Origin of the sequence: uncultured Fenollaria sp. (genome assembly GCF_934202865.1) — a bacterium.
Classification (GTDB): domain Bacteria; phylum Bacillota; class Clostridia; order Tissierellales; family Peptoniphilaceae; genus Fenollaria.
In genome coordinates this window covers 1-22,332 of the sequence record NZ_CAKPYL010000016.1, presented here as the reverse complement: position 1 = coordinate 22,332, position 22,332 = coordinate 1, and the positions used below count along the sequence as shown (strand labels likewise).

Sequence of the window (22,332 nt, the reverse complement as noted above, 5' to 3'; positions counted from 1 at the left end):
TCTTCAAGGGCTAAGAGCTGCCTATTGATATTGGATTCACTTACCGTATCAAAATCAACTATGGTGATATGCTCAATACCAAAGCGAACTAAGGACTCTAAAGTAAATGAACCAACGCCGCCTATGCCGACTATTAAAACATTTACATCTTTAAAACTATTGTAAACTTTGTCTCCTAATACAACTCTCGTCCTAATCGTTCTTTGCGGCTTCATTTATATCAACCTTTATTGATACTTCATGTAATTGCTTTTCATCAACTTCACTTGGTGCGCCTGTCAATAGGTCTGTTGCTGATTGTGTCTTAGGGAAAGCGATAACGTCTTTGATATTGTCATGCTTTGTAAGTAATTGAACGAATCTATCAAGACCATAAGCAATGCCTCCATGTGGTGGAGCTCCATACTTAAAGGCCTCGATGAAGAAACCAAATTGTTCTTCAGCTCTTTCCTTAGTAAAACCAAGTGCCTTGAACATCTTTTCTTGTAGATCGGAGTTATTAATTCTTATACTTCCTCCGCCAATTTCTTCGCCGTTGATAACGATGTCGTATGCTTTTGCCTTAACAGTATCTTTTCTTTCTTCGATATATGGTATGTCCTCAATCTTTGGATGTGTGAATGGATGGTGCATAGCCATGTATCTGCCTTCTTCTTCGCTGTATTCAAATAATGGGAAGTCTGTAATCCAAAGTAGTTCAAACTTGTCTGGATCATTTAGGTTTAATTCTTTTGCAATTTCATTTCTTAAGTTGCCAAGAGTCTTCTTAACAACAGATTTTTTATCTGCAACGAATAAAATTAAATCATTGTTCTTTATATCCATCTCTTTAATAAGAGCTTCTTTTTCTTCATCTGTAAAGAATTTTGCTATAGGGCCAGTAAATTCATTATCAACATACTTCACCCAAGCAAGTCCCTTTGCTCCAAATGTCTTTGCAAAATCTTCTAGCTTAGTGATATCTTTTCTAGTGAACTTATCTTGGTAGCCGTCAATATTGATTGCATTAACCATATTACCAGCGTCAACTGTATCTTTAAATACCTTAAAGCCGCTGTTTTTGAATATGCTGCTCACATCATGGATCAAGAAGCCAAATCTTAAGTCTGGTTTGTCAACACCGTACTTATCCATCGCTTCGTCAAATGGCATTCTTCTTAGAGGAAGCTTGATATCTATATCCAAAATCTCTTTAAATATATGTGCTATAAGCTTTTCATTGATTGACATAACATCATCTTCATCAACAAAGCTCATTTCAATATCGACTTGAGTAAACTCTGGTTGTCTGTTGGCTCTAAGGTCTTCGTCTCTGAAGCACTTAGTGATTTGGTAGTATCTATCCATGCCTGAAACCATTAGTAATTGCTTGAATAATTGCGGAGATTGTGGCAAGGCAAAGAACTTTCCAGGGTTAACTCTACTTGGAACGATATAGTCTCTAGCTCCTTCTGGAGTAGATTTGCCAAGTATAGGTGTTTCTATCTCTATAAATCTATTGTCATTTAAAAAGTCTCTGAAGGCTTTGTAAATTTTTGCTCTTGTCATAAGAGTTTTTTGCATGAATGGCTTTCTTAAGTCTAAGAATCTGTATTTTAGTCTCATTTGCTCACCTACATTGTCATCGTCTTTTACGTAAATAGGTGGAGTTTGAGCTGTATCAAGTATTTTAAGTTCTTCGGCTAAAATTTCGATATCGCCAGTTGGGATATGAGGATTCTTTTGAGATCTCTCTCTAACCTTGCCTCTAACGGCTATAACGTATTCGCCCTTAAGTCCCTTAGCCTTTTCGAAGACATCCTTAGAGATGGTCTCATCAAAAACGACTTGAGATATACCACTGATGTCTCTTATGTCAACAAAGATAAGTTGTCCTAGGTTTCTTTGAGTTTGCACCCAACCCATTAGTACAACTTCCCTTTCTATGTCCTTCATTCTTAGTTCGCCGGAGTAGTCACTCCTGCGTAAGTTTCCCATTGTTTCCATAAATATCCTCCCAATAATACTATATATCTTTATTATAAACGTTTTTTATATACAAATCAATGTCTTTGTAATTAAATTTGCGCTCTAAATTATCCTTGTCAATGTATTTTGATACGGCTCCAGCGCCAAAAGCGTATATACTCGTCAAATCGTTCATCGAAATCACATTGTAAATGGACGCCTTGCCACTTAGTGAAAAAGCGACGTTCTCGAGATTTGAGTTTGTCATCTTCTGCCTGTACATGTAATAAGGCTCGTAGCCCGCCTCATAAAGCATGGTATAAAGCTCTTTAGATAAATCGATGTTCTCGAGCTTAAAGTCATTTTGAGCTAGAACTGCTCTTCTCTTTAGAGCCAAATTGTGTATGGTGATGGACTCTGGTCTCATAGCTATAAGCTTTTTAACCGAGTTAATGTAATCATCTCTCTTTTCTCCTTCAAGACCAATAATGAGGTCCATATTGATGTCAAAATCATAGCCCCTAGCAAGTTCATAAAGCATTTTAAGCTCATCAAGGCTCGCGCGCCTATGAACTCTTTTAAGCGTCTCTTCATTCATAGTCTGTGGATTGATACAAATTCTATTTACACCGTATTTTTCAAGTATATCAAGTAGCTCCTTATCCATAGTATCGGCTCTGCCGCACTCAAAGGTCAGCTCTTTAAATTTATAATTTTCACTAATGTATTTTAATAGCCTCTCTATATTAGCCTTATCAATTGCAGATGGCGTTCCGCCACCTATGTATATGCTGTCCGGCTCCGATATATCTCTTAATTTGCTCTCAAACTTCATCTCATCGATAACAGCGTCAATGTACTTTGTAAAATCATAAGCTTTCTTCGTGATATCATTTGTGTAAAATGAACAGTATGAGCAAATCCCTTTGCAAAATGGTATGTGTATATATAAGCTATATTTTGGCTCGAAGCAAAGATGCTGATTCTTGTAAGTTCTCGCCATTAGCTCAAACTTTTCATCTGAGATAAAAAATTTTTCCTTGAAAGCCTCTTTATCATCTGCCTTTGCATATAGCTTTAAAGGCTTAATCCCAGTGAGTATGCCCCAAGGAAGACTTATGTCTTCCTTTAAGAACTCCTCATATATAAGTGCCTTCATCTCATTATTGCTAAGCGTATCAAAACCCGTAAGCGTCCTCTCTTTGCCATCTATAGAAAATTTCACACCATCATCCAAAATTTCATAAGAAATGCCGGACCTGATATTTTGAAACTCCCAAAAGAGCTCCTTTATCCTCTTTATACTAGCTTCTCTTAGCATTTACGTAAGGATTGTTAGCCCTTTCCTCATCAGAAGTAGTGTTCATGCTGTGACCTGGATATATTGTGTAATTACCTTCTAAAGCCAAAACTCTATTAACAGAATCGATAAGTTCAGCTTCATTGCCGCCATATAGGTCGCTTCTACCAACTGAGTGGAAGAATATCGTGTCACCAACATATAGACCGTCCTCGATTTGATATGTTAAACCGCCCTTTGTGTGGCCAGGTGTCTTAATGACATTAACTTCGATATCGCCAAATTTCAAAGTACCTTCTTCATCAATTGTGTGGTCTATATTGATGGGCTCATCGATATAATTTCTCATCTTCTCATTTAACATAAAATCAGTTTTTTGTGTCATCTCTAAATCGTCTTTTGATATATATGATGGTGCTCCTGTCAACTCTCTTAATGCGTTTACGCCCAAAACGTGATCAAAGTGACCATGTGTGAGTAGTATTGCCTTTAGATTTAAATTATGCTCTTTGATGTAAGCGTATAAATCATCTGCGCTGCCACCAACGTCTATGATTATAGCGTCGCCAGCATCATTACTTATGATATATGAATTTGATCCATAAACCCCAACATTTTTCTTAAAAATATTCATCTAAAACTCCTTCTTTGAATCTAATAATATAGTAACCGGTCCCGATAGATGTGCGTGTATATGCATATCCGCTCCAAAAACGCCCGATTGAAATTTTATTTCACTTATCTTTAATTTCTCTTTAAATTTTTCGTAATAGCTCTCAGCCTTTTCAGCTTTGGCGCTCTTCATAAAGTTTGGTCTATTGCCCTTTCTAGCATCGCCATATAGAGTGAACTGCGAAACAAGCAGTATCTCGCCACTTATGTCTTGAACAGATAGGTTCATCTTGTCATCTTCGTCGGAAAATATCCTTAGATTTGTCACTTTTTTGAAGATATAATCAAGATCTGCCTCTGTATCGTCGTCCTCAACTGCGATGTAGACCAAAAGGCCGCCATTAATCTCGCTAATTACTTTTTCATCAACTTCTAAACGAGTTTCTTCTACTCTTTGTACAACTACTCTCATATCTATGACCTGTACACATCCAAAACACCGTTTATAGTCTTAAGCTTTTGTATCATCTTGTCAAGCTCATCCTTCCCCACTACTTCAAATGTTAGATATATAAATATATCGCTGATGGTATTGCTCTTTGCGCTAAGTGATTGTATACCAACATTTGCTTCTTTTGCCATAGCAGTTATCTCTGAAAGTATTCCAGTTCTGTCAACCGCTCTGATTGTAACATTTGCAAGGAACTTTTCACTCGCTGCCGCATCCCATTCTGCCTCAAGACATCTGTCTGAGTCTAAGAAATTGGCAATGTTTGTGCAGTCCTTTCTGTGTATTGAAACACCATAGCCCCTTGTTACAAAACCAATAATTTCGTCGCCGGGCACTGGGTTACAGCACTTAGCAAACTTTATCTTCATGCCCTCAAGGCCATCTATCCTAACGCCTGTAGCATCTTTCTTTGATGAAGAACTCTTAAGATAATCGTCCTCATTCTTTGTTAGTCCAATATTTTCAATAGCATTTTTTATATTTAAAATCTTATTAATTACAAGCTTCTCTTTAAAATTGCCATAGCCAATGGATGCGAATAAATCACTAATAGAGTTAAGTGAAAGCTCTTTTGCTAATTTATTATAAATCTTTTCATTATCGAGAATATTTGTATCAAGGCCAAGCTTTTTCGCTTCTCTGTCAAATAGCTCCTTGCCCTTCTCTATGCTGATGTCTTTTTCTTTAGACTTAAACCATTGTTTAATCTTTTGCTTAGCTCTTGGGCTCTTTACAAATTTTAGCCAGTCTCTACTTGGACCAGAAGCCGATTTTTGCGTGATAATCTCGACGATATTACCATTCTTAAGCTTATAGTTTAGTGGGACTATCCTTGAGTCAACTTTAGCTCCAACACAAGTGTTACCAACGCCTGTGTGTACTCTATAGGCAAAGTCGACTGGAGTCGAGCCTTCTGGAAGGTCGACAACATCACCATTAGGCGTAAATACGAAGACCTCGTCATCGAAAAAGTCTATCTTTAATGTGTCAATAAATTCTTTTGGATCCTTTAAGTCTTTTTGCCACTCAAGCAATTGCCTTAGCCAGTCAAGCTTATTATCAACGTCCTTGCCTTGAGCCTTTCCGCCCTTATATTTCCAATGCGCAGCGATACCATATTCGGCCACTTCATGCATTTCATAAGTCCTGATCTGTATCTCAAATATCTCGCCAGTGTCAGAAATAACAGTTGTGTGCAAGGATTGATACATGTTTGGCTTAGGCATAGCGATATAGTCTTTGAATCTGCCTGGAAGCGGCTTCCACATCGAGTGAACTATACCTAAAACAGCGTAGCAGTCCTTAACCGTATCGACCAAAATCCTCACAGCAATCAAATCATATATGCTCTCAAAGCTCTTGTTTTTGCCATTCATCTTCTTGTATATGCTGTAGAAATTCTTCGGCCTACCGCTTATGTCGTAGTGAAGCTCTTGCTTATCAAGCTCAGTAGATATAGCCTTTATAATCTCATTGATCTCTTTCTCGCGCTCGCTCCTCTTCTTGTTGATCTTCTCGACCAAGTCGTAGTAGCCTTCTGGATCAAGATACCTTAAAGATAAATCCTCAAGTTCCCACTTAATCTTGAAAATTCCGAGTCTACCAGCAAGTGGCGCATATATCTCTATAGTTTCCTTAGCCTTTTGCTTTTGCTTTTCCTCATTCATATACTCAAGCGTACGAAGATTATGTAGCCTGTCCGCAAGCTTTACAATTATGACTCTGATGTCATTATTCATAGCAAGAATCATCTTTCTAAGATTTTCCGCTTGAAAATCTTCAGAGCTCTTGTAATTTAATTTATTTAATTTAGTTACACCATCGACAATATTTGCAATGTCCTCTGAGAACATGTTCTTTACATCATCATAAGTCGCAGGCGTATCCTCAACCACGTCATGAAGAAGCGCAGCTATGATGGTCTCGACGTCCATATCTAGGTCAGCGAGTATGATAGCGACATTGACAGGGTGAATTATATAAGGCTCGCCAGACTTTCTCTTTTGATCCTTATGCATCGCCTTAGCGTATTCATAAGCCTTCATAACAAAGGCAACTTCCTCTTCGGTCATGTATTTTTCAATAATTTTAATTAAATCTTCTATCATAAGCTCACCTCCTAAATCTAAAGTGCTTAATATTTATTTCAAGATTTTTGTTATTCATGTACTCATTAATCCTTAGATTGTAGCAAATGTCCATAATTATCACCTTGCCACTTGCTAAATCTCTGTATATATCAGAGTTAAACTGATCTTCGTAGTCTTTTTTAAATTCATCTTCCTTGTAGAATAGTATAGCCGTCATTATATTATCAAGCTTAGTTCTAAATTTTAGCTTTATCACGCTGCGATTCTGTCCAAAAACGCTTATATCCTTTAAAACAAGGTCTTTATCTGCAAATAGTACTGCAGGATTCTTCTCTCCAAATGGTTTTAACTTTTCAATCGTATCGTAAGTCGAAAATTTTTGAAAATCAATTGGATAAAAGGCATCGATATATATCTTTTCTATCTTATCTTCGTCTGTTAGCGTTGAATTTTCATTTATAAGTGTGACAAAATCGTCATAATTATCAAGTTTTAATTCAAGTCCCGCCGCCAGTTTATGTCCACCGAAGCCATTTAAAAGCTCCTTCGCCTTGTTTAGCTCATCAAAGATATTGTATTCCTCAATAGATCTTGCCGAACCATATAGGATGCCATCTTCTTCGTATAAGGCTATGGCTGGTTTGTAGTACCTTTCCTTAAGCCTGCCAGCAACGATGCCCGCGACGCTTCTTTCTATGTCTTTAGACTTAACTATGATTATGTCCTTGTCCTCAAAAGCGTCATCTGCTTCTATCTCTTTAATTGCCACATCGTAGCCAAGCTCTGTCAAATCTTTTCTCTCTTGATTAAGCGCGTATAATTCCTTGCAAATAGCAATTATACTATCGTCATCGCAAGATTCAAAGGCCGCAATAGCGTGGTTTGCATTGCTTAGCCTGCCTATTGCGTTGACTGATGGGCCCAAGATAAAGCCAATATGAAATACATTGATCTCCTTATCGACTTTTAACTCGTTTTTCAAGCGATAAAATACCTTGGCTGGTCTTGAGTTCATTAGCTCCAAGCCTCTTTTTACAAGGTCACGGTTTTCATCAAGCAGCGGCATGATGTCTGTTATAGTCGCAAAAGCTGCATACTGAATAATTTCATCAATTAAATCAGGATTAAAGTCGTAGTCTTTGCTAATATATGTAATTAATTTAAAAGCGACAAAAGCTCCGCATATCTCCTTGAATGGATAGGATGATTTTTCTACTTTTGGGTCGATTATTGCATCTGCTTCAACAGAAATTTCTTTGCCATCTTCAATTTTTGGTAAATGGTGGTCAGTAACAATGACTTTGATGCCATTATCTTTGGCATATTTCACTGCTTCAAAGGCTGATACACCATTGTCACAAGTAATTATAACTGAAACGCCATCTTTAAGACAGCCATCAATTATACGCTTATTGATGCCGTAGCCATCCGCCTTTCTGTCAGGCACTTCAAAGCTAGCCTCTGCCCCGAAGGACTTAAGACCTCTTAGTAAAAGCGTAGTAGACATGATGCCGTCCGAGTCATAATCACCAACGATTCTAATCTTCTTGTGATTATCAATAGCGTCCTTTATAATTTCGCGCGCGACATCCATATCGGGAAGACCGTCAGTTCTGTAAATCTTTGTGTAATCATCGTTTAAGTAATCAATGACTTCATCAGCATCGACAACGCCTCTATTGCAAAGAACTTTTGCTAGTAGATCATCCTTTACTATGCTCTTAACTGCTGAATAGTTCTCAGCATTTCTGTTTTTCAAAAACCATTTTTGCATACAATAACCCCATTATCTATATTTAATTATTATATCATAAAATACTATATATTAAAAGCATTTTTTATAAAGTAAATCAATATTGCTTTAGTCTTTTTTTAATAGCTTCGCGCGGCACATATCATCCGCCCGTCATACACCATCTGCTCGTCATACGTCATCCGCTCGTCATATGCCATCCGCCCGTCATACATCATTTACCCGTCATATATCATATGCCCGTCATATGCCATCCGCCCGTCATATATCATTCGCGCGGCATTTGTCTTAGAAATATACTCTTAACACGTCTAAATCGATTTTTGCATAAGAGAAAAGGCCTAGATTAAATCTAGACCTCTTAAATGAAATACTTGCAAAGACATTGCGTCATTAGCATGAAAAAGAGCTCCAAAATAGGAGCTCAATATAAATTATTTAATTACTCTTCTTGCTGCAACAAATCTTTCTAAGTAATATCCTGAATTAACATCAGATATTACAACGCTCATCATCTTTCCGCTTGATGCGTGAACCATCTTACCGTCGCCAATATATATACCTGCGTGTGAAATACCTTTGCCGTAAGTGTTGAATAAAAGTATATCTCCTGGTAATAGGTTTTCCTTTTCAACAGGCACTCCACATGAAACAAGTGCTGATGATGATCTTGAAACATTTATGTTCAAGACGTTCTTATAGCAATAGTAAACTAAGCCCGAACAGTCAAAGCTGTCAGGACCAGCTGTTGCGTATACGTATGGCTTGCCTATTTGCGCTTTGGCAAATTCTACAAGGCCTGTAACATCTTTGCGTCCAGCGTAAGCTGATCTGTCTACGCTTTCTGCTTCTTCTGTTATTTCACTTAAGGAAATATCATTCTTATGTGCTATGAATGTGTTAGTGCCATCACTTAAAGTGTATGTCTTACCATCATAGCTAAGTATATTAACCTTATCATTCTTCTTTAGTACAAGAGTTTTATCTCCAGACTTAAGTGTCTTATTGACCTTTGAGTATGCTTCTGTAGTATTCGCTTCTTTAATATTTTCCAAGTCTTTAATTTCTACAAAACCAACTCTCATCTTTGAGTCTGAAAATATACAGCCATCTGTACCAGTATGTAGAAGCTCGACAATTTCTCCAGGCATTAAGTAATCAAAAGGAGCAACTCCTTGTGAAGCTGATATGCCTGTGAATGAAACTACTCTATACTTATTAGTATCTTTTTGTGTCACAATAAGTGACTCCTTTGTAAGCTTAACAGCCTTACCGCTTTTACTAACTGTATATGAGTCATTATCTTCATTTATTATGTTAACAATTTCTTTATCGTCAAATTTTACATTGTCTTTGCTAACGAAAGGTTTAACCATAACGCCGTAGTCTTTAAATCCGATCAGTGATATTAGGAATAAAGAAACTAGCAGGACGCATGATCTGTGATTTGAATTCTTCATTTGCATTACCTCCCTTAGGTACTAGTTATTTTATAATAAAATGCAAAAAAAATCAAGGGTTTTATAAAAATTCCCTTGATTCTTGAATAAATTTTTCTATTTTTTATTATTTTTCATACTTTAGTAGTATATTATTTTTCTTCTTTCTTAACTATTTCTTTATTATCAATTTCTTTTCTGATTCTAGCCATAAAGTCTTCTAGTGACACTTTTCCTTGGTCACCTAGATCTCTATGTCTAATAGTTACTGTCTTTGTACTTGCTTCTTCTTCTCCTATTATTAACATATACTCAACTTTTTCTACTTGTGCTTCTCTTATCTTCTTGCCAATCTTTTCATTTCTGTCATCAAGAACAGCTCTATATCCATGAGTTTTTAGCTCGTCATAAACTGATTTTGCATAGTCATTGAACTTTTCTGATATTGATAATACTTTCACTTGTACTGGTGCAAGCCATAGTGGGAACTTGCCGATAAATTTTTCGATAAGTGCTCCTAAGAATCTTTCTAATGAGCCAAGTAAAGCTCTGTGAAGCATAACTGGTCTCTTCTTTTCGCCGTTTTCATCGATATATGTTAAATCGAAGTTAATTGGCATTTGGAAATCTAGTTGTATAGTTCCGCATTGCCAAGTTTTTCCTATAGCGTCCTCTAAGTGGAAGTCAATCTTAGGGCCGTAGAAAGCGCCGTCACCTTCGTTTATAGCATATTCAATGCCTTTCTTTTCAAGTGCTGACTTAAGTGCCGCTTCGGCTATATTCCAAGTTTCTATCTCGCCCATGAAGTCATCTGGTCTTGTTGATAGCTCAACTGTGTATTTAAAGTCGAATGTGCTGTATAAGTAGTCAGCTAAGTCTATCATCTTAAATACTTCGTCTTCAACTTGTGATGGCAAGCAATATACGTGCGCATCATCTTGAGTAAATGTTCTTACTCTAAATAATCCGTGTAATGTACCAGAAAGCTCGTGTCTGTGTACTTGACCAAACTCAGAAAGTCTAATTGGAAGCTCTTTGTATGAGTGTTGGCTGTTTGCGTATACTATAGTTGAGCCTGGGCAGTTCATTGGTTTGATTGCGTAATCTTTATCATCTATCTTAGTAAAATACATATTTTCTTTATAGTGATCCCAGTGGCCGCTTCTGTGCCATAAATCTTCGTTTAAGATGATAGGTGTTAGTATTTCTCCATAACCGTTCTTAGCTAAAACGTCTCTCCACCATGATAAAAGCTCGTTTCTAACAACCATTCCATTTGGATGGAAGAATGGGAAGCCTGGTCCTTCGTCATGCATGCTGAATAAATCCATCTCTTTACCAATCTTTCTGTGATCTCTAAGCTTTGCTTCTTCAAGTCTTGCTAGGTGCTCGTCAAGCATCTTCTTCTTAGGGAAAGAAACAGCGTAAATTCTTTGAAGCATTTCATTGTGCTCGTCGCCTCTCCAATAAGCGCCTGCAATTGAAAGTAATTTAAACGCTTTAATCTTTGAGATGTCATATAGGTGAGGTCCCTTACATAAATCAACGAAGTCACCTAATTTGTAGAATGATATATGAGCATCTTCTGGAAGATCTTCGATTAATTCTACTTTATATTTTTCTCCAAGCTTCTTAAAGTGTTCAATCGCTTCGTCTCTAGGCATTTCGTATCTTTCAAGAACGCCGCCCTCTTTAACTATGGCAGTCATTTCTTTTTCTATCTTTTCAAAATCTTCAGGAACAAATCTATGTTCTGTATCGAAGTCGTAGTAAAAACCTTCGTCAATTGATGGACCGATGGCGAACTTAACATCCTTGTATAATCTTTGTATTGCGTAAGCCATAAGGTGAGCTGATGTATGCCAGAATATAGCCTTGCCTTCCTTGTCTTCAAACTTAACGAATTTTACTTTACTATCTTCTTCAAGTGTTTCTTGTAGGCCCATAGTTGTGCCATTGACAACTGCTCCTAAAACATCTCTTAATAATACTTCTGATATGTCCTTGCACACATCATAAAGCTTGACTCCTTTGTCATACTCTCTTTTAGAGTCATCAGGTAGTGTTACAATAATCTTTGACATTTTTACCTCCTATAATATCTTCTGGTGAAATAAAAAAAAGCCCACCATCCCTCAAGGGACGATGAGACCGTGGTTCCACCCTAATTACTTCTTTCTAGAGCTATAACGTGCTCCACTCCGTGATTCCTTTCGGATCCGATTCAAGGTTAGTCTTCATATAAGTGCTTATAGGAAAATCACAGCCAGCATTCCCTCTCTTGATAAGCTTAAGTATACTACTCTTCCTCTCATTATCTTTAAGTATTGATTTATTATATACTATCACAAAGACTTTGCTTTGTCAAGAATTTTTTGGCGCATCTAAAAGGAGTCGAACCTTTGGCCTGCCGATCCGGAGTCGGCCGCTCTATCCACTGAGCTATAGATGCAAATAGTTATTAATCATCTTTATAGTAATGGCCTTGCGATGATTATTTCAATGGATTTGTAAAAGAATTTATGTATAAAAAAAAGAAGTGCGAACACTTCTTTTGGTGCGGGAAAGAGGACTTGAACCCCCACGTCGTTGACACTAGATCCTAAGTCTAGCGCGTCTGCCAATTCCGCCACTCCCGCATGTTGGTGATCCATCCGCGACTCGAACGCGGGACACCCTGATTAAAAGTCAGGTGCTCTGGCCGGCTGAGCTAATGGACCAAATTTTTAAAAAAATTATGGGGTGGATAATGAGATTCGAACTCATGACCTCCAGAGCCACAATCTGGCGCCCTAACCAACTAGGCTATACCCACCATATCTCTGGAATTAAGATCACTTACTATCTTCGGCCAAAGTAGTTAGTTCTCTTAACAAGTACTTTGCCATTATAACAAATAAAAGAAAGCTTGTCAAGACCTTTTTAAAAAAATCTTTACTTTTCTTTAATTTCTTTTATTTGCGTCTTAGCAAGTGCCTAATCTCATCAAGCACTCGTTAATTATACATCTATTAAGTCTCTTTGTCAATAGTTTTTTTAAAAATTCTTTACTTTTTTTTAATTTCGAAGCGTCCAAGGTTCTTTTGGTTGTATAAGAATAGTATTACAGCTGAAAGCAATATTAGTGCTATACCTATATACTCTATAGTTTCAATTTTGTCTCTAAATATGATAAAGCCAAGTATTGCTGAGAATATTACTGATGTGTAATTATATATACTTACCTCGCCTGCTGGTGCATATAAATAAGCAATTGTTAACAAATATTGACCCAAGCCTCCAAATACACCTATTAAGACTAGCCATAGCCAGTCGATTGGAAGTGGACTTTTGTATGTGAGTACAAGCGGAACAAATAAGCAAATACACGTAACAGCGCCAAAGGCTAGCATGATTCTATATGGGTTCTCGCTCTTACCAAGCTTACCGATGATAGTATAGGCTCCTGCTGCAAATATGGCTGAGAATATACCTGATAAGGCTGGTATCAGATTATAGTTACCTGATGGGTTAGTTACTAGATAAGCGCCCACAAAGGCAACTAATAATGACATAATATGAAATCTTGTTAATTTTTCATTTAAGAATATCGCCGCAAATATCATTACAAAGAAGGGTGAGCTCTTTTGTAAGATGGCTGCGTTTGCTGTTGGCAGATTCTTTGTTGCATAAAAGTACATAACTGCGCCAAATAAACCTAAAAAGCCTCTAAAAAATAGAGCAACTCTATGTTCTTTAACAGGAACTAGACTTTCTCTATGCTTTTTAAGCATTACAATGCTAAATATTGATAATAAAAAGTTTCTGAACACAACTTGTAAAAATATACTTACATTGTCTGAAGTAAGTTTGACAGCAATCTGCATTAGCGAAAATGCTAGTGCAGATGCCACCATACACAAAATACCTTTTGTCTTATCGTTCATTATTTAAACACAACCTCGATTATTTCTTTATCTAGATCTAAGCTACCGTCTTCTTTAAGCTTCATGCTGAAGTCTTTAGTATTGTCACCATTCTTTATGGTGAAGACAAATTTTTCAAGATCCGCATCTGATATAGCTAGCTTAAGTCCAAACTTCTTACCTAAAGTAAATGATTCGCCATCTCCCTCAGAGTCCTTTTCCTTGATTATTAAATCAGTCTTGTCGTCCTTAGGTATGATTAAATATTCTTTTGCGTCATCATTTTCACTAAGAAGTAGTTCTTTTACATTGTATGCAGCGAATAAATCTTCTTTGTCATTGTTATTAGTGATGTTTGCTATAGCAAGTAGCTCGCCATCTTTAAAGTCATCAAAGTACTTGATATTAACTTTATCCTTCATGTCGCCACTTTCTTCATTTGTTTCTTCTTCAGCCTTCTTATCATCAGCTGCATCTTTTTCTTCAGTTTTTTCTGTGCTAGCAGTATCAGTCTTCTTATCAGCGTCTTTGCTAGCAGGTGCTGAGCAAGCCACGCTTAGTAGTGAAAGCGCTAGTAGTAATGCAATTAGTATCTTTTTCATAATAACCTCCATAAATTGATATCTAATAAATATTATACACTTGATGAATGCAATTGTCAACACGTGATATAAGCTATAGCTGCTATAAAAAACTGCCGAGCCATTGCCCAGCAGTCAATATGTTTTTAAATTAATCTAAGTACCATTACTAGTACTTCTTGTCTAGTCATGTTCTTCTTTGGATTGAATCTTTGTTTGTTGTCACCAAGAATGAGTCCCTTCTTAACCACGCTATCGATTGAAGCAAGAGCCCATTCGCTCGCGTCATTGTAAGTAAGTTTGTTCTCGAGCTTGTCCTCAAACTTGATCACGCTCGATAGCTTATCCAGTATCACGGCTACCTCTTCTCTCGTAATCTTTCTATCAGGGCCAAATGTCTTCGCCTCGTTATATGTCAGTAGCTTTAATTTATATGCCTTTTTCACGGCAATGGATGACGTATCGCTCACTACTTCATTCTCATAGTCCTTTATAGTCTTCTTATACTCTATGGCCTTGATTAGCGCTTCAACAAATTCTAATCTAGTCGCACTCGCCTTCATGTCCTCTCTCATGGACTCAATAACTAGTCCAAGGCTATCTGCCTTATGTATAAAGTCAACCGCCCATGCATCGTAGTTCTTCGCGTTAAGTGTATGCTTAAATACAATCACATTTGAAAAATCTCCCTTAACTGCGTTTACTATAGGTCTAAGCCTAATCTCAAAGCTTTGTGAAAACTTTATATCCTCTTTAAATTTGTGCTCGTACTTACGAGTTTTTTCGTTATAATTTAAAGTGATGAGATTGTCAAAGTCTTCGCTAAGCCATTTGCCCGCGTCTTTCTTGTAGTCAAGCTCTAAGCTTAAATAAGGCTCAGTGCTATCGACCTCAATCTCGATTTTATTATCTTCAAATTTTACTGCTTTTATGTTTATAGTTTTGCTAGCATCCTCTGCCATTAACTTAGGTGAAACTAAAGATATTAGCATGGCTGCCAGAATTATAAGTATCGTCTTTCTCATTAAAATATTGCTATAGGGTTACTTGCTATATACATTCTCAAGAAATAAATCAATAGTAAGTGAACTGGGTAGAATGCATAGAAGAAGTATTTAAGACCCTTCCCCCTTTCTCCGTTATATAAGTACATTAGTGCGAAGGCTGTCATTTGATAGTAAAAGCCGTAGAAGTAGCGTGTCGACATGCCGACCATTAAGTTTTGGAACTTATTAAATCTCACAAAGTACATAAGTATAATTAGCATAACGCCAAACATATCGTAGTCAGTCCTTAAGTACTTCGCTGCGATTATACAAGCGATTGTACCAATTATTCTTATTAGCGGCTGATTGGCAAACTTTTCTATAATGATAAGTGCTGCTAAGCCTAAAAACAAGGTGAAGAACACGTTTTGATAGTTTGGATCAAAGACTGTGTTTGAACTAACTAGGTCAAATGGCACTTCCGATATAAAGGCAAATATAAGTAGTCTTAGCGCGTATTTCATTCTGTTTCTTGTGTGCATAAAACCTTGAACTATAAAGAAGCAAAATAATGGAAAGGCAATTCTACCTATCACTATCCTACCGAAAAACTCTAATTTTTCCATCATGGCACTAGTTACGTAAGAGCCGCCGATAGTGATGTTTGATGCGCTAATAATGTTTTGATACAAGCCTACTTCAAATATGCCGTAAACTAAGTGGTCAACAAGCATTGATAGTACTGCTATGAGCTTAAGCTGTGTTTGATTAAGTCCCCAAACTTTTTTCTTTTCTAATAGATTTGATTGTGCTTCCATTTTATACTCCAAAATTTATTTTATTGATGATAGGAAAGCCATCTATAACTTCAATTTCGCATATCCTAGCGTTTTCTATCTTAAAATTGTAATAAGCTTCTACTTTGTCGACAGCTATCGAAAGCATAGTTCTGATAAAGCCTTCGTGTGAGATGACAACTATGTCCTCACCAAGTTTGACCTTCTCTTCGTAAAATTCTTTTGTACGCTCCCTTAAATCTGTAAATGATTCGCCACCAGGAAATTTAAATGTAAATGGCTCTTCAAAGCGCTTCTTTGTTTCTTCTGGATATATCCTTTCCAGCTCTTCGAAGGAATGTCCTTGAAAGTCACCTAAGTCTATCTCCCTAACTCTCTCGTCTACTTCGTATGACTTAACGCCTAATAGATCAGCTGTCTCTTGCGCTCTAAATAAATTTGATACGATGACTTTTTTGTCATTAATGTCCTCGTACTCATCTCTTAAAGTCTTTACTTGAGCCTTGCCATTCGCCGATAGCTTCGTATCGACCCTTGACGTTATCATATTTAAATTGTCTTCAGACTCCCCATGTCTTATTAAATAAATTTTCATATTGCCCCCTATTTTATGAATAAACTTATTGTTTCTGCTAATTCTACTGATGCGCCAATCGTATCTCCTGTCGCTCCATCTATCTTCTTAAGTGAAATAAAATACAAAAGCACAAATACTATTGCTTCGATAAGTAAATACTCTAAGACTTTGTAGTCAAATATGATGCTTGCGCATATCACGACTAAGTTCATAAAGTTAATTAAAAATGTATTTCTGCTCTCCTTAAATGTCTTGAACAAAGTGCTGCTATCTGCGCTCCTAAAGTAGATAAACGCATTCATAGCAATGGTCTTTGAGTAAATATATGTAAATATATAGTCCCATTTAAAACCTTGAATTGCAATTTCTTTAAAAGCAAAAAATTTTGCCGCAAGTACTATTACTATGCTGATTACACCAAAGGTACCAACTGTAGAGTCCTTCATTATGGCCTTCATCCTGTCCTTGCTTCTGTTTGATAAAAACGCATCAGCTGTATCAGATAGACCGTCCATGTGTAGTGCACCTGTTATCATTAGATAAAAAATGATGTTTAAGAGAGCCACTAGGTCCATGGATATCTTATCACGCAAAAATATTGTCGGAACAAAAGTAAATAGTCCTATAATCAGTCCAATAAAAGGAAAGAAGCAAAGCATTGCTCCTATGTTTTTCTTATTAAAATCGACGCCTATATTGATTGGCACTCTCGTCATGAATTGCAGCGCTAGTATTAGCCCCTTCACTTTATCTTCACTCCAATCGATGCGATGACATAATAAACTTCGTCAGCATTCTTCGCGATGTATTGATTGACTTTGCCGTGCATGTCTCTAAATAGTCTCGATAATTTTGCTTCTGGCACAAGTCCTGCACCTAGCTCTGATGAGACTAGCACTATATCAGCATCCATCTCTTTTATCCTTGCAAATAGCTTAGCCATTTCATCTATAACAAGTTTTTCTACTAAGTTTACATCTTCATCAGTAATATCTCTAGCTCCTAAGTGATCAAAAAGTATATTCGTAAGCATATTTGTCACGTCATCAAGAAAATAGTACTTAGTATTCATATTTATGCTAGCAAAATCCTTATAAGCTTCAATCGTAGTCCACTTAGCATTGCGTCTTGCCTTGTGAAGTGCAATTCTATTTGCAAATTCTTTGTCAATGGCTTTAGCAGTGGCTATGTAAGTCACATCGTCGATATCCTTATAGATATCTTCAGCAAACTCACTTTTGCCGCTTCGCGCTCCGCCTAATACGAGTTTAATCATTGTCCTTATTCATTTCTTTTTCAAGATTTTTAATGTACTCGTCTGCTTTCTTTTGATTGTACTCTCTAAACTTGTTTACGATGTAGTCGTAGCCCTTAGGTCTATGAGGTATCAAGCAGTTTGAGCAGTCCTTAATGCCTGCTGTCATCTTATAATTACCGCCGCACTCTTCCATTAGATAAAGAGGGCAGTAACAAAATAAGCAGTTGAAATCCTCTGTGTTATCAACTTTATGACATGGCATATAAGCGCACTTCTTGTTATTAAAAAATCTATAAGAATCTTCCATAATTTTCCTCCACATAATTAATTACTTCATTAATGCTATGTAAAGCATTTTCTTCTTCCCTTGTAATTATAACACAAATAATATTTGTTTGTAAACAAGCATCGAGTTTGGCGTCAGTTCCGCCGACTTTGCCGCTCTCTTTGCACACTAAATATTTTATATCATATCTCTTAATCAAGGCGATATTTTCCTCAAGCGTGAATGGGCCCATCTGAGCAACGATATTTTTCATCTCTATATGATTATCGTCGCAAACCTTTATGCTCTCAGCGCTCGGTAGCACTCTATAGATGAATCTATTCTTGCCCCTCACTTTTTCAAAATCTTTTATCCTATTCGAACCAGTCGTGAATAAAAAATTTTCTTCTTTTTCTTTAAGCGTTTCAATATATTTAAAAGCCGCCTCATACGATGGCACTCTGACTATATTATCTTTTTCTTCATAATCCAAAACGCTTCTCGCATAACGAAGATAATTTATATTCATCTCTTTAGCAGCTTCTGAAGCATTCTTTGTCACTTCAACAGCAAATGGATGTGAAGCGTCTATAATCATGTCAATATTGTTTTTTTGGATAAAATCTTTAAAGCCGTCCTTATTCATTCTGCCCATGATTAGGTCCTTCGACGCATAAAGCTTCTTGCCGCTCTCTGTTGCGACCGATAAATATAAATCGTACTTGTCCTTAAGCCTTTCGTATATCTCTTCGCCTTCGCTTGTGCCGCCAATGATGAGTATCATAGCTTATATCCTCTTGGCGTAATGAACTTGCCATTCTTTATATAGCTTTGGCTATTGCCAATGATGACAGTCGTGTTCATCTCGCAAAAATCATAATCAACGTCATCAAGCGTGCCTATCCTATAGTCCATGCCTTCTCTTAAAGCATTTTTAACCATGGCAATAGGTGCCTGCGCATCTCTATACTCCCTAATTATGTCAAGCGCTTCCTTTAAGTGATCAACTCTCTTCTTGCTCTTTGGATTGTATAGAGCGATGACCATGTCAGCATCAGCGCAGTTCCTTACCCTCTTAAGAATAAGATCCCAATCAGTAAGTAGGTCCGATAAACTGATTAGAGCTGTGTCATGCATTAGTGGCGCGCCAACAACGCTTGCTGACGAGAAGGCAGCGCTCACACCAGGAACTACCTCGATGTTTATGCTTGGATCTATTTCATAAACAAGGCCCGCCATGCCATATAGACCTGAGTCACCAGTTGAGATGATGGCAACAGTCTTGCCTTTATTGTACTCGTCGATAGCGAGCTGACATCTTTCTTTTTCGCCTGTCATGCCAGTTTTGATGATCTCCTTACCATCGATAAAGTCTTCTACATAGGCAAGGTACTTTGTGTATGCGACTATAGTATCCGCTTCTTTAATCGCATCTACCGCCTTAAAAGTCATATTCTCTTTTGATCCGGGTCCTATGCCCACAACATATAATTTATTCATTTTATATCTCCTCTGTAATTGAAAATGTTATTGAATCGATAATCTTCTTTGATAAAATAATTTTGCCGCCAAGCAGTTTCGCCGCTGCCTCGCTAACTGAGTAAGCGCCTGTGATCTTCTTAACAAAATCAGACTTTTCTGTGACGTCTACCTCGTTAAGTTCATCTGCTGTAAAAAAAATTAGCTCTCTATCGTATTTTTTACAAAGCTCAAGTAGAGCGACCTCGTCCTTCTTTATATCGATTGAGCCAAAGCGCTTAATTGCCTTTGGATTTATGTCCATCTCCTTAAGAACTTCATGAAACGCTTTCTCCAAAACATCAAAATCCGTGCCTCGTCTTAAGCCTATGCCCATATTGTATTTTTTCCTTATGATGTAAAGAGTATTTTTATCGTCACTTGTCATGTATCCTTCATCTTGGATTATGGCGTAGTCCGCTTCGCTTTTATCGTTTGTGAAATTACCATATTTAAAGTCAAAATCATTCGCCTCTAGATAAATTTTTTTATTATTTACTATGGCCCCCATTATTATGGTAAGAGCTTCTCTTGAGCTATAGGCAAAATCATTATCCCTTAAGTAAATGTCGAGCGCTTCTATGCCTCTATTATCAGACGCTGTAGTAATGACTGGCTCGGCGCCTATAGTCTTAGCGATATCTATGGCAAGTTCATTTGCCCCGCCTATATGACCAGAGAGAAGCGATATAACGTGCTTTGCCTTGTCGTCAATCACAAGAACTGCTGGATCTGTGTACTTGTCTTTGATTAAAGGGGCAATCTTACGAACAGCTATACCTGTTGCGCTTATGAATATTATCGTTTCAAGCAAGGGCCATCTTACCTCTAAGACTTTGTCAATATTTTTATCCTTATAAAAAATTTCTACATCAAAGCTAGCTGCTATAGTCTTAGCTATAGCAAGGCCAGCTTCAGTGTAGGTGATGATGATCTTATTCATTTGCTTTTCTATACTCAGTCGAGAAGCTTGGGTCATAAAGCTTGCTTCTTTCGTAACGAGCGTTAATAAATTTGCCAACAAGTATTAGAGCGTGCTTAGTAATATTGTTTTCTTTGGCGTCTTTAACAAGATTTGCGATATTTGTATAAATAATTTTTTCGTCCGCCCAAGTCGCCTTATAAGCGATGACAACTGGTGTATTTGGATATTCGTAGCCTTCTAGCAGCGCCTCTTGAACCTTTTCTGTAAGTGAAGCCGATAGATATATTGCCATAGATGTCTTGTGCTTAGCAAGCTCAGCTAGCTTTTCAGTTTCAGGCACCTTAGTCCTTCCCTCCATACGAGTGATGATGAGCGTTTGACTTACTTCAGGTAAAGTAAATTCCTTAGCTATCCTTGCGCAAGCAGCTGTCGCGCTTGTAACGCCTGGAATTACTTCGTATTCGTAGCCAAGTAAATCAAATGTATCGATTTGCTCCTTAATCGCACCATATATGCTCGGATCGCCTGTATGTAGTCTAACTGTGTTTAAACCAGCTTCCTCTGCCTTAATAAACTCTTCTATAACTTCTTCTAAAGTCATTTTAGCTGAGTCAAATACCTTTGCTCCCTCTTTTATCCCAGATAGTATATCCTTCGATACTAAGGAGCCAGCATATATAATCACGTCCGCTGCATTTAATAATTTTAGTCCCTTAACTGTAATTAAATCACTGTCCCCAGGACCTGCGCCTACAAAACTAATCATTCTTTTCACCTCTCACAATAATCACCGGATTTTCAGCTATCATCATCTCAAGCTTCTCCGCCTTAGACACATTTATCATGTATGTATCAATGTTCTTATAATTTTTCTTCTTTAGTAAATCTTTAAACTCATAAGCATTATCAAAAATAATGAAGCTTGCAATTAGAGTAAAATTATTTTTTTCATCAAGCTTATCCATAATGCTCTCTAAATTTTTTCCTGAGCCGCCGATGTAAACCTTGTTAAAATCAGCTCCATCCATACCCTCAGGCGCCTTGCCTTTGATGAGTTTAATATTATCAAGGCCAAACTTTTCAAAATTTTTCTTCGCCACGCTTATGGCCTCGTCATCTCTTTCAATAGTAGTGACCTCTTTACAAATGGCGGCCATCTGACAAGTGACGCTACCTGTGCCCGTGCCTATCTCTAAAACTTTGTCGTCTTCGCTCACGTCTAGTAAGCTCACTATTGCGTTTCTCTTTATAAACTTCGTCATAGGCACCTCGCCTCTGATGAAGTCCTCGTCCTTAAACCACTTCATTTATAATAATCACCACCGATAAACTATTTTCTATATCAATCTCATCGTCCGCGTTATAAGTCTTAATTGCTTCGCCATTTTGCGATAGATTTGTTCCGACGATATATTTTCTCTTAATATTTTTCTCGTCCAAGTATTTTTTTATAGCCTTTGGATTATTGTCCTTGTCGCACAAAACTACTACCTTATCATTATTCATGACTATGGTCTTGAAGCCATCGTCAAGCTCTCTGCCGTGAAGTGAATAAGTTTTTGCCTCGTTCCAATTGACTTGTGCCTTGCTCATTAGGTATTGAAAAGCTGTTATAGACGGAATCACCTCGTCAATGGCAATACCCTCACGCTTTAGGTAATCAACTGCGCCATAAAAAGATGGATCGCCTGATAATAATAAAACTCCTTCTGTAATATTTTTTAGATCCTTTACAGAAATTTCATTTATATGAGTAAATTCATCTTCAAGCTCTTCCTTTACCCTTTTAAACGCATAAACCTTAGAAGCATTTTTAATCGTTCTATAAGCTTTTACGCTCATATATTCACTTTTACCTGGTCCTACTC

23 protein-coding genes and 4 tRNA genes are annotated in these 22,332 nt (G+C 37.2%); all 27 read right to left on the bottom strand.

Features of this window, described 5'->3' with window-relative positions; all coding sequences use genetic code 11:
• Positions 1-215, bottom strand: a 215-nt coding sequence (locus Q0E71_RS03055) for a ThiF family adenylyltransferase (RefSeq protein ID WP_294795880.1), incomplete at its 3' end; no start/stop codon positions are given.
• Positions 193-1,986 carry an aspartate--tRNA ligase gene (aspS, locus tag Q0E71_RS03050; RefSeq protein ID WP_294795878.1) on the bottom strand — a complete coding sequence of 598 codons (1,794 nt, stop codon included), beginning with the start codon at positions 1,984-1,986 and terminating at the stop codon, positions 193-195. The genes Q0E71_RS03055 and aspS, both read right to left, overlap by 23 nt.
• Positions 1,987-2,005: 19 nt before the next feature.
• Complete coding sequence (gene hemZ / locus Q0E71_RS03045; RefSeq protein ID WP_294795876.1) at positions 2,006-3,172, bottom strand: coproporphyrinogen dehydrogenase HemZ; 1,167 nt, start codon at positions 3,170-3,172, stop codon at positions 2,006-2,008.
• Positions 3,173-3,251: 79 nt separating this feature from the next.
• Positions 3,252-3,881, bottom strand: a complete 630-nt coding sequence (locus Q0E71_RS03040; protein ID WP_294795874.1) for an MBL fold metallo-hydrolase — start codon at positions 3,879-3,881, stop codon at positions 3,252-3,254.
• Entirely contained in the window at positions 3,882-4,331 is a 450-nt protein-coding gene (gene dtd / locus Q0E71_RS03035) for a D-aminoacyl-tRNA deacylase (protein ID WP_294795872.1), read from the bottom strand.
• Between the two features lie 2 nt (positions 4,332-4,333).
• Entirely contained in the window at positions 4,334-6,478 is a 2,145-nt protein-coding gene (locus Q0E71_RS03030; protein WP_294795870.1) for a bifunctional (p)ppGpp synthetase/guanosine-3',5'-bis(diphosphate) 3'-pyrophosphohydrolase, read from the bottom strand.
• Between the two features lie 4 nt (positions 6,479-6,482).
• Positions 6,483-8,234, bottom strand: a complete 1,752-nt coding sequence (recJ, locus tag Q0E71_RS03025) for a single-stranded-DNA-specific exonuclease RecJ (RefSeq protein ID WP_294795868.1) — start codon at positions 8,232-8,234, stop codon at positions 6,483-6,485.
• 413 nt (positions 8,235-8,647) lie between these two features.
• The gene (locus tag Q0E71_RS03020; RefSeq protein ID WP_294795866.1) at positions 8,648-9,673 is read right to left on the bottom strand and encodes a C40 family peptidase; all 1,026 of its coding nucleotides are present in this window, start codon (positions 9,671-9,673) and stop codon (positions 8,648-8,650) included.
• 131 nt (positions 9,674-9,804) lie between these two features.
• The gene (thrS, locus tag Q0E71_RS03015; protein WP_294795864.1) at positions 9,805-11,736 is read right to left on the bottom strand and encodes a threonine--tRNA ligase; all 1,932 of its coding nucleotides are present in this window, start codon (positions 11,734-11,736) and stop codon (positions 9,805-9,807) included.
• 292 nt (positions 11,737-12,028) lie between these two features.
• Positions 12,029-12,104, bottom strand: a tRNA-Arg gene (locus tag Q0E71_RS03010).
• Positions 12,105-12,207: 103 nt separating this feature from the next.
• Positions 12,208-12,291: transfer RNA gene (locus Q0E71_RS03005), tRNA-Leu, on the bottom strand.
• Between the two features lie 4 nt (positions 12,292-12,295).
• Positions 12,296-12,372: transfer RNA gene (locus tag Q0E71_RS03000), tRNA-Lys, on the bottom strand.
• Positions 12,373-12,390: 18 nt separating this feature from the next.
• A tRNA-His gene (locus tag Q0E71_RS02995) sits at positions 12,391-12,467 on the bottom strand.
• Between the two features lie 232 nt (positions 12,468-12,699).
• Positions 12,700-13,578 (bottom strand): DMT family transporter, encoded by an 879-nt coding sequence (locus Q0E71_RS02990; protein WP_294795862.1) that lies wholly within the window; start codon positions 13,576-13,578, stop codon positions 12,700-12,702.
• Positions 13,578-14,159, bottom strand: a complete 582-nt coding sequence (locus Q0E71_RS02985) for a hypothetical protein (RefSeq protein ID WP_294795860.1) — start codon at positions 14,157-14,159, stop codon at positions 13,578-13,580. Before Q0E71_RS02985 ends, Q0E71_RS02990 begins: the two co-directional genes overlap by 1 nt.
• A 125-nt stretch (positions 14,160-14,284) precedes the next feature.
• Positions 14,285-15,163, bottom strand: a complete 879-nt coding sequence (locus tag Q0E71_RS02980) for an S-layer homology domain-containing protein (protein WP_294795858.1) — start codon at positions 15,161-15,163, stop codon at positions 14,285-14,287.
• The gene (locus Q0E71_RS02975) at positions 15,163-15,942 is read right to left on the bottom strand and encodes a TraX family protein (protein WP_294795856.1); all 780 of its coding nucleotides are present in this window, start codon (positions 15,940-15,942) and stop codon (positions 15,163-15,165) included. The genes Q0E71_RS02980 and Q0E71_RS02975 overlap by 1 nt, the downstream gene beginning before the upstream one ends.
• Before the next feature lies 1 nt (position 15,943).
• Complete coding sequence (locus Q0E71_RS02970; protein ID WP_294795853.1) at positions 15,944-16,516, bottom strand: histidine phosphatase family protein; 573 nt, start codon at positions 16,514-16,516, stop codon at positions 15,944-15,946.
• An 8-nt stretch (positions 16,517-16,524) separates the two neighbouring features.
• On the bottom strand, positions 16,525-17,244 hold the full coding sequence (gene cobS / locus Q0E71_RS02965; protein WP_294795851.1) for an adenosylcobinamide-GDP ribazoletransferase: 720 nt from the start codon (positions 17,242-17,244) through the stop codon (positions 16,525-16,527).
• On the bottom strand, positions 17,241-17,774 hold the full coding sequence (cobU, locus tag Q0E71_RS02960) for a bifunctional adenosylcobinamide kinase/adenosylcobinamide-phosphate guanylyltransferase (RefSeq protein WP_294795849.1): 534 nt from the start codon (positions 17,772-17,774) through the stop codon (positions 17,241-17,243). The genes cobS and cobU overlap by 4 nt, the downstream gene beginning before the upstream one ends.
• Positions 17,767-18,063, bottom strand: coding sequence for a cysteine-rich small domain-containing protein (locus tag Q0E71_RS02955; RefSeq protein WP_294795847.1), 297 nt, complete (start codon positions 18,061-18,063; stop codon positions 17,767-17,769). Before Q0E71_RS02955 ends, cobU begins: the two co-directional genes overlap by 8 nt.
• The gene (cobK, locus tag Q0E71_RS02950) at positions 18,047-18,805 is read right to left on the bottom strand and encodes a precorrin-6A reductase (protein WP_294795845.1); all 759 of its coding nucleotides are present in this window, start codon (positions 18,803-18,805) and stop codon (positions 18,047-18,049) included. Before cobK ends, Q0E71_RS02955 begins: the two co-directional genes overlap by 17 nt.
• Positions 18,802-19,521 (bottom strand): precorrin-3B C(17)-methyltransferase, encoded by a 720-nt coding sequence (gene cobJ, locus Q0E71_RS02945; RefSeq protein ID WP_294795842.1) that lies wholly within the window; start codon positions 19,519-19,521, stop codon positions 18,802-18,804. Before cobJ ends, cobK begins: the two co-directional genes overlap by 4 nt.
• Before the next feature lies 1 nt (position 19,522).
• Positions 19,523-20,482: a cobalt-precorrin 5A hydrolase gene (locus Q0E71_RS02940; RefSeq protein WP_294795840.1), complete on the bottom strand. Its 960-nt coding sequence runs from the start codon at positions 20,480-20,482 to the stop codon at positions 19,523-19,525.
• The gene (gene cobM / locus Q0E71_RS02935) at positions 20,475-21,230 is read right to left on the bottom strand and encodes a precorrin-4 C(11)-methyltransferase (RefSeq protein WP_294795838.1); all 756 of its coding nucleotides are present in this window, start codon (positions 21,228-21,230) and stop codon (positions 20,475-20,477) included. Before cobM ends, Q0E71_RS02940 begins: the two co-directional genes overlap by 8 nt.
• Entirely contained in the window at positions 21,223-21,771 is a 549-nt protein-coding gene (locus tag Q0E71_RS02930; RefSeq protein ID WP_294795836.1) for a methyltransferase domain-containing protein, read from the bottom strand. Before Q0E71_RS02930 ends, cobM begins: the two co-directional genes overlap by 8 nt.
• A partial coding sequence (cbiE, locus tag Q0E71_RS02925; protein ID WP_294795834.1) for a precorrin-6y C5,15-methyltransferase (decarboxylating) subunit CbiE occupies positions 21,758-22,332 on the bottom strand: 575 nt, incomplete at its 5' end. The genes cbiE and Q0E71_RS02930, both read right to left, overlap by 14 nt.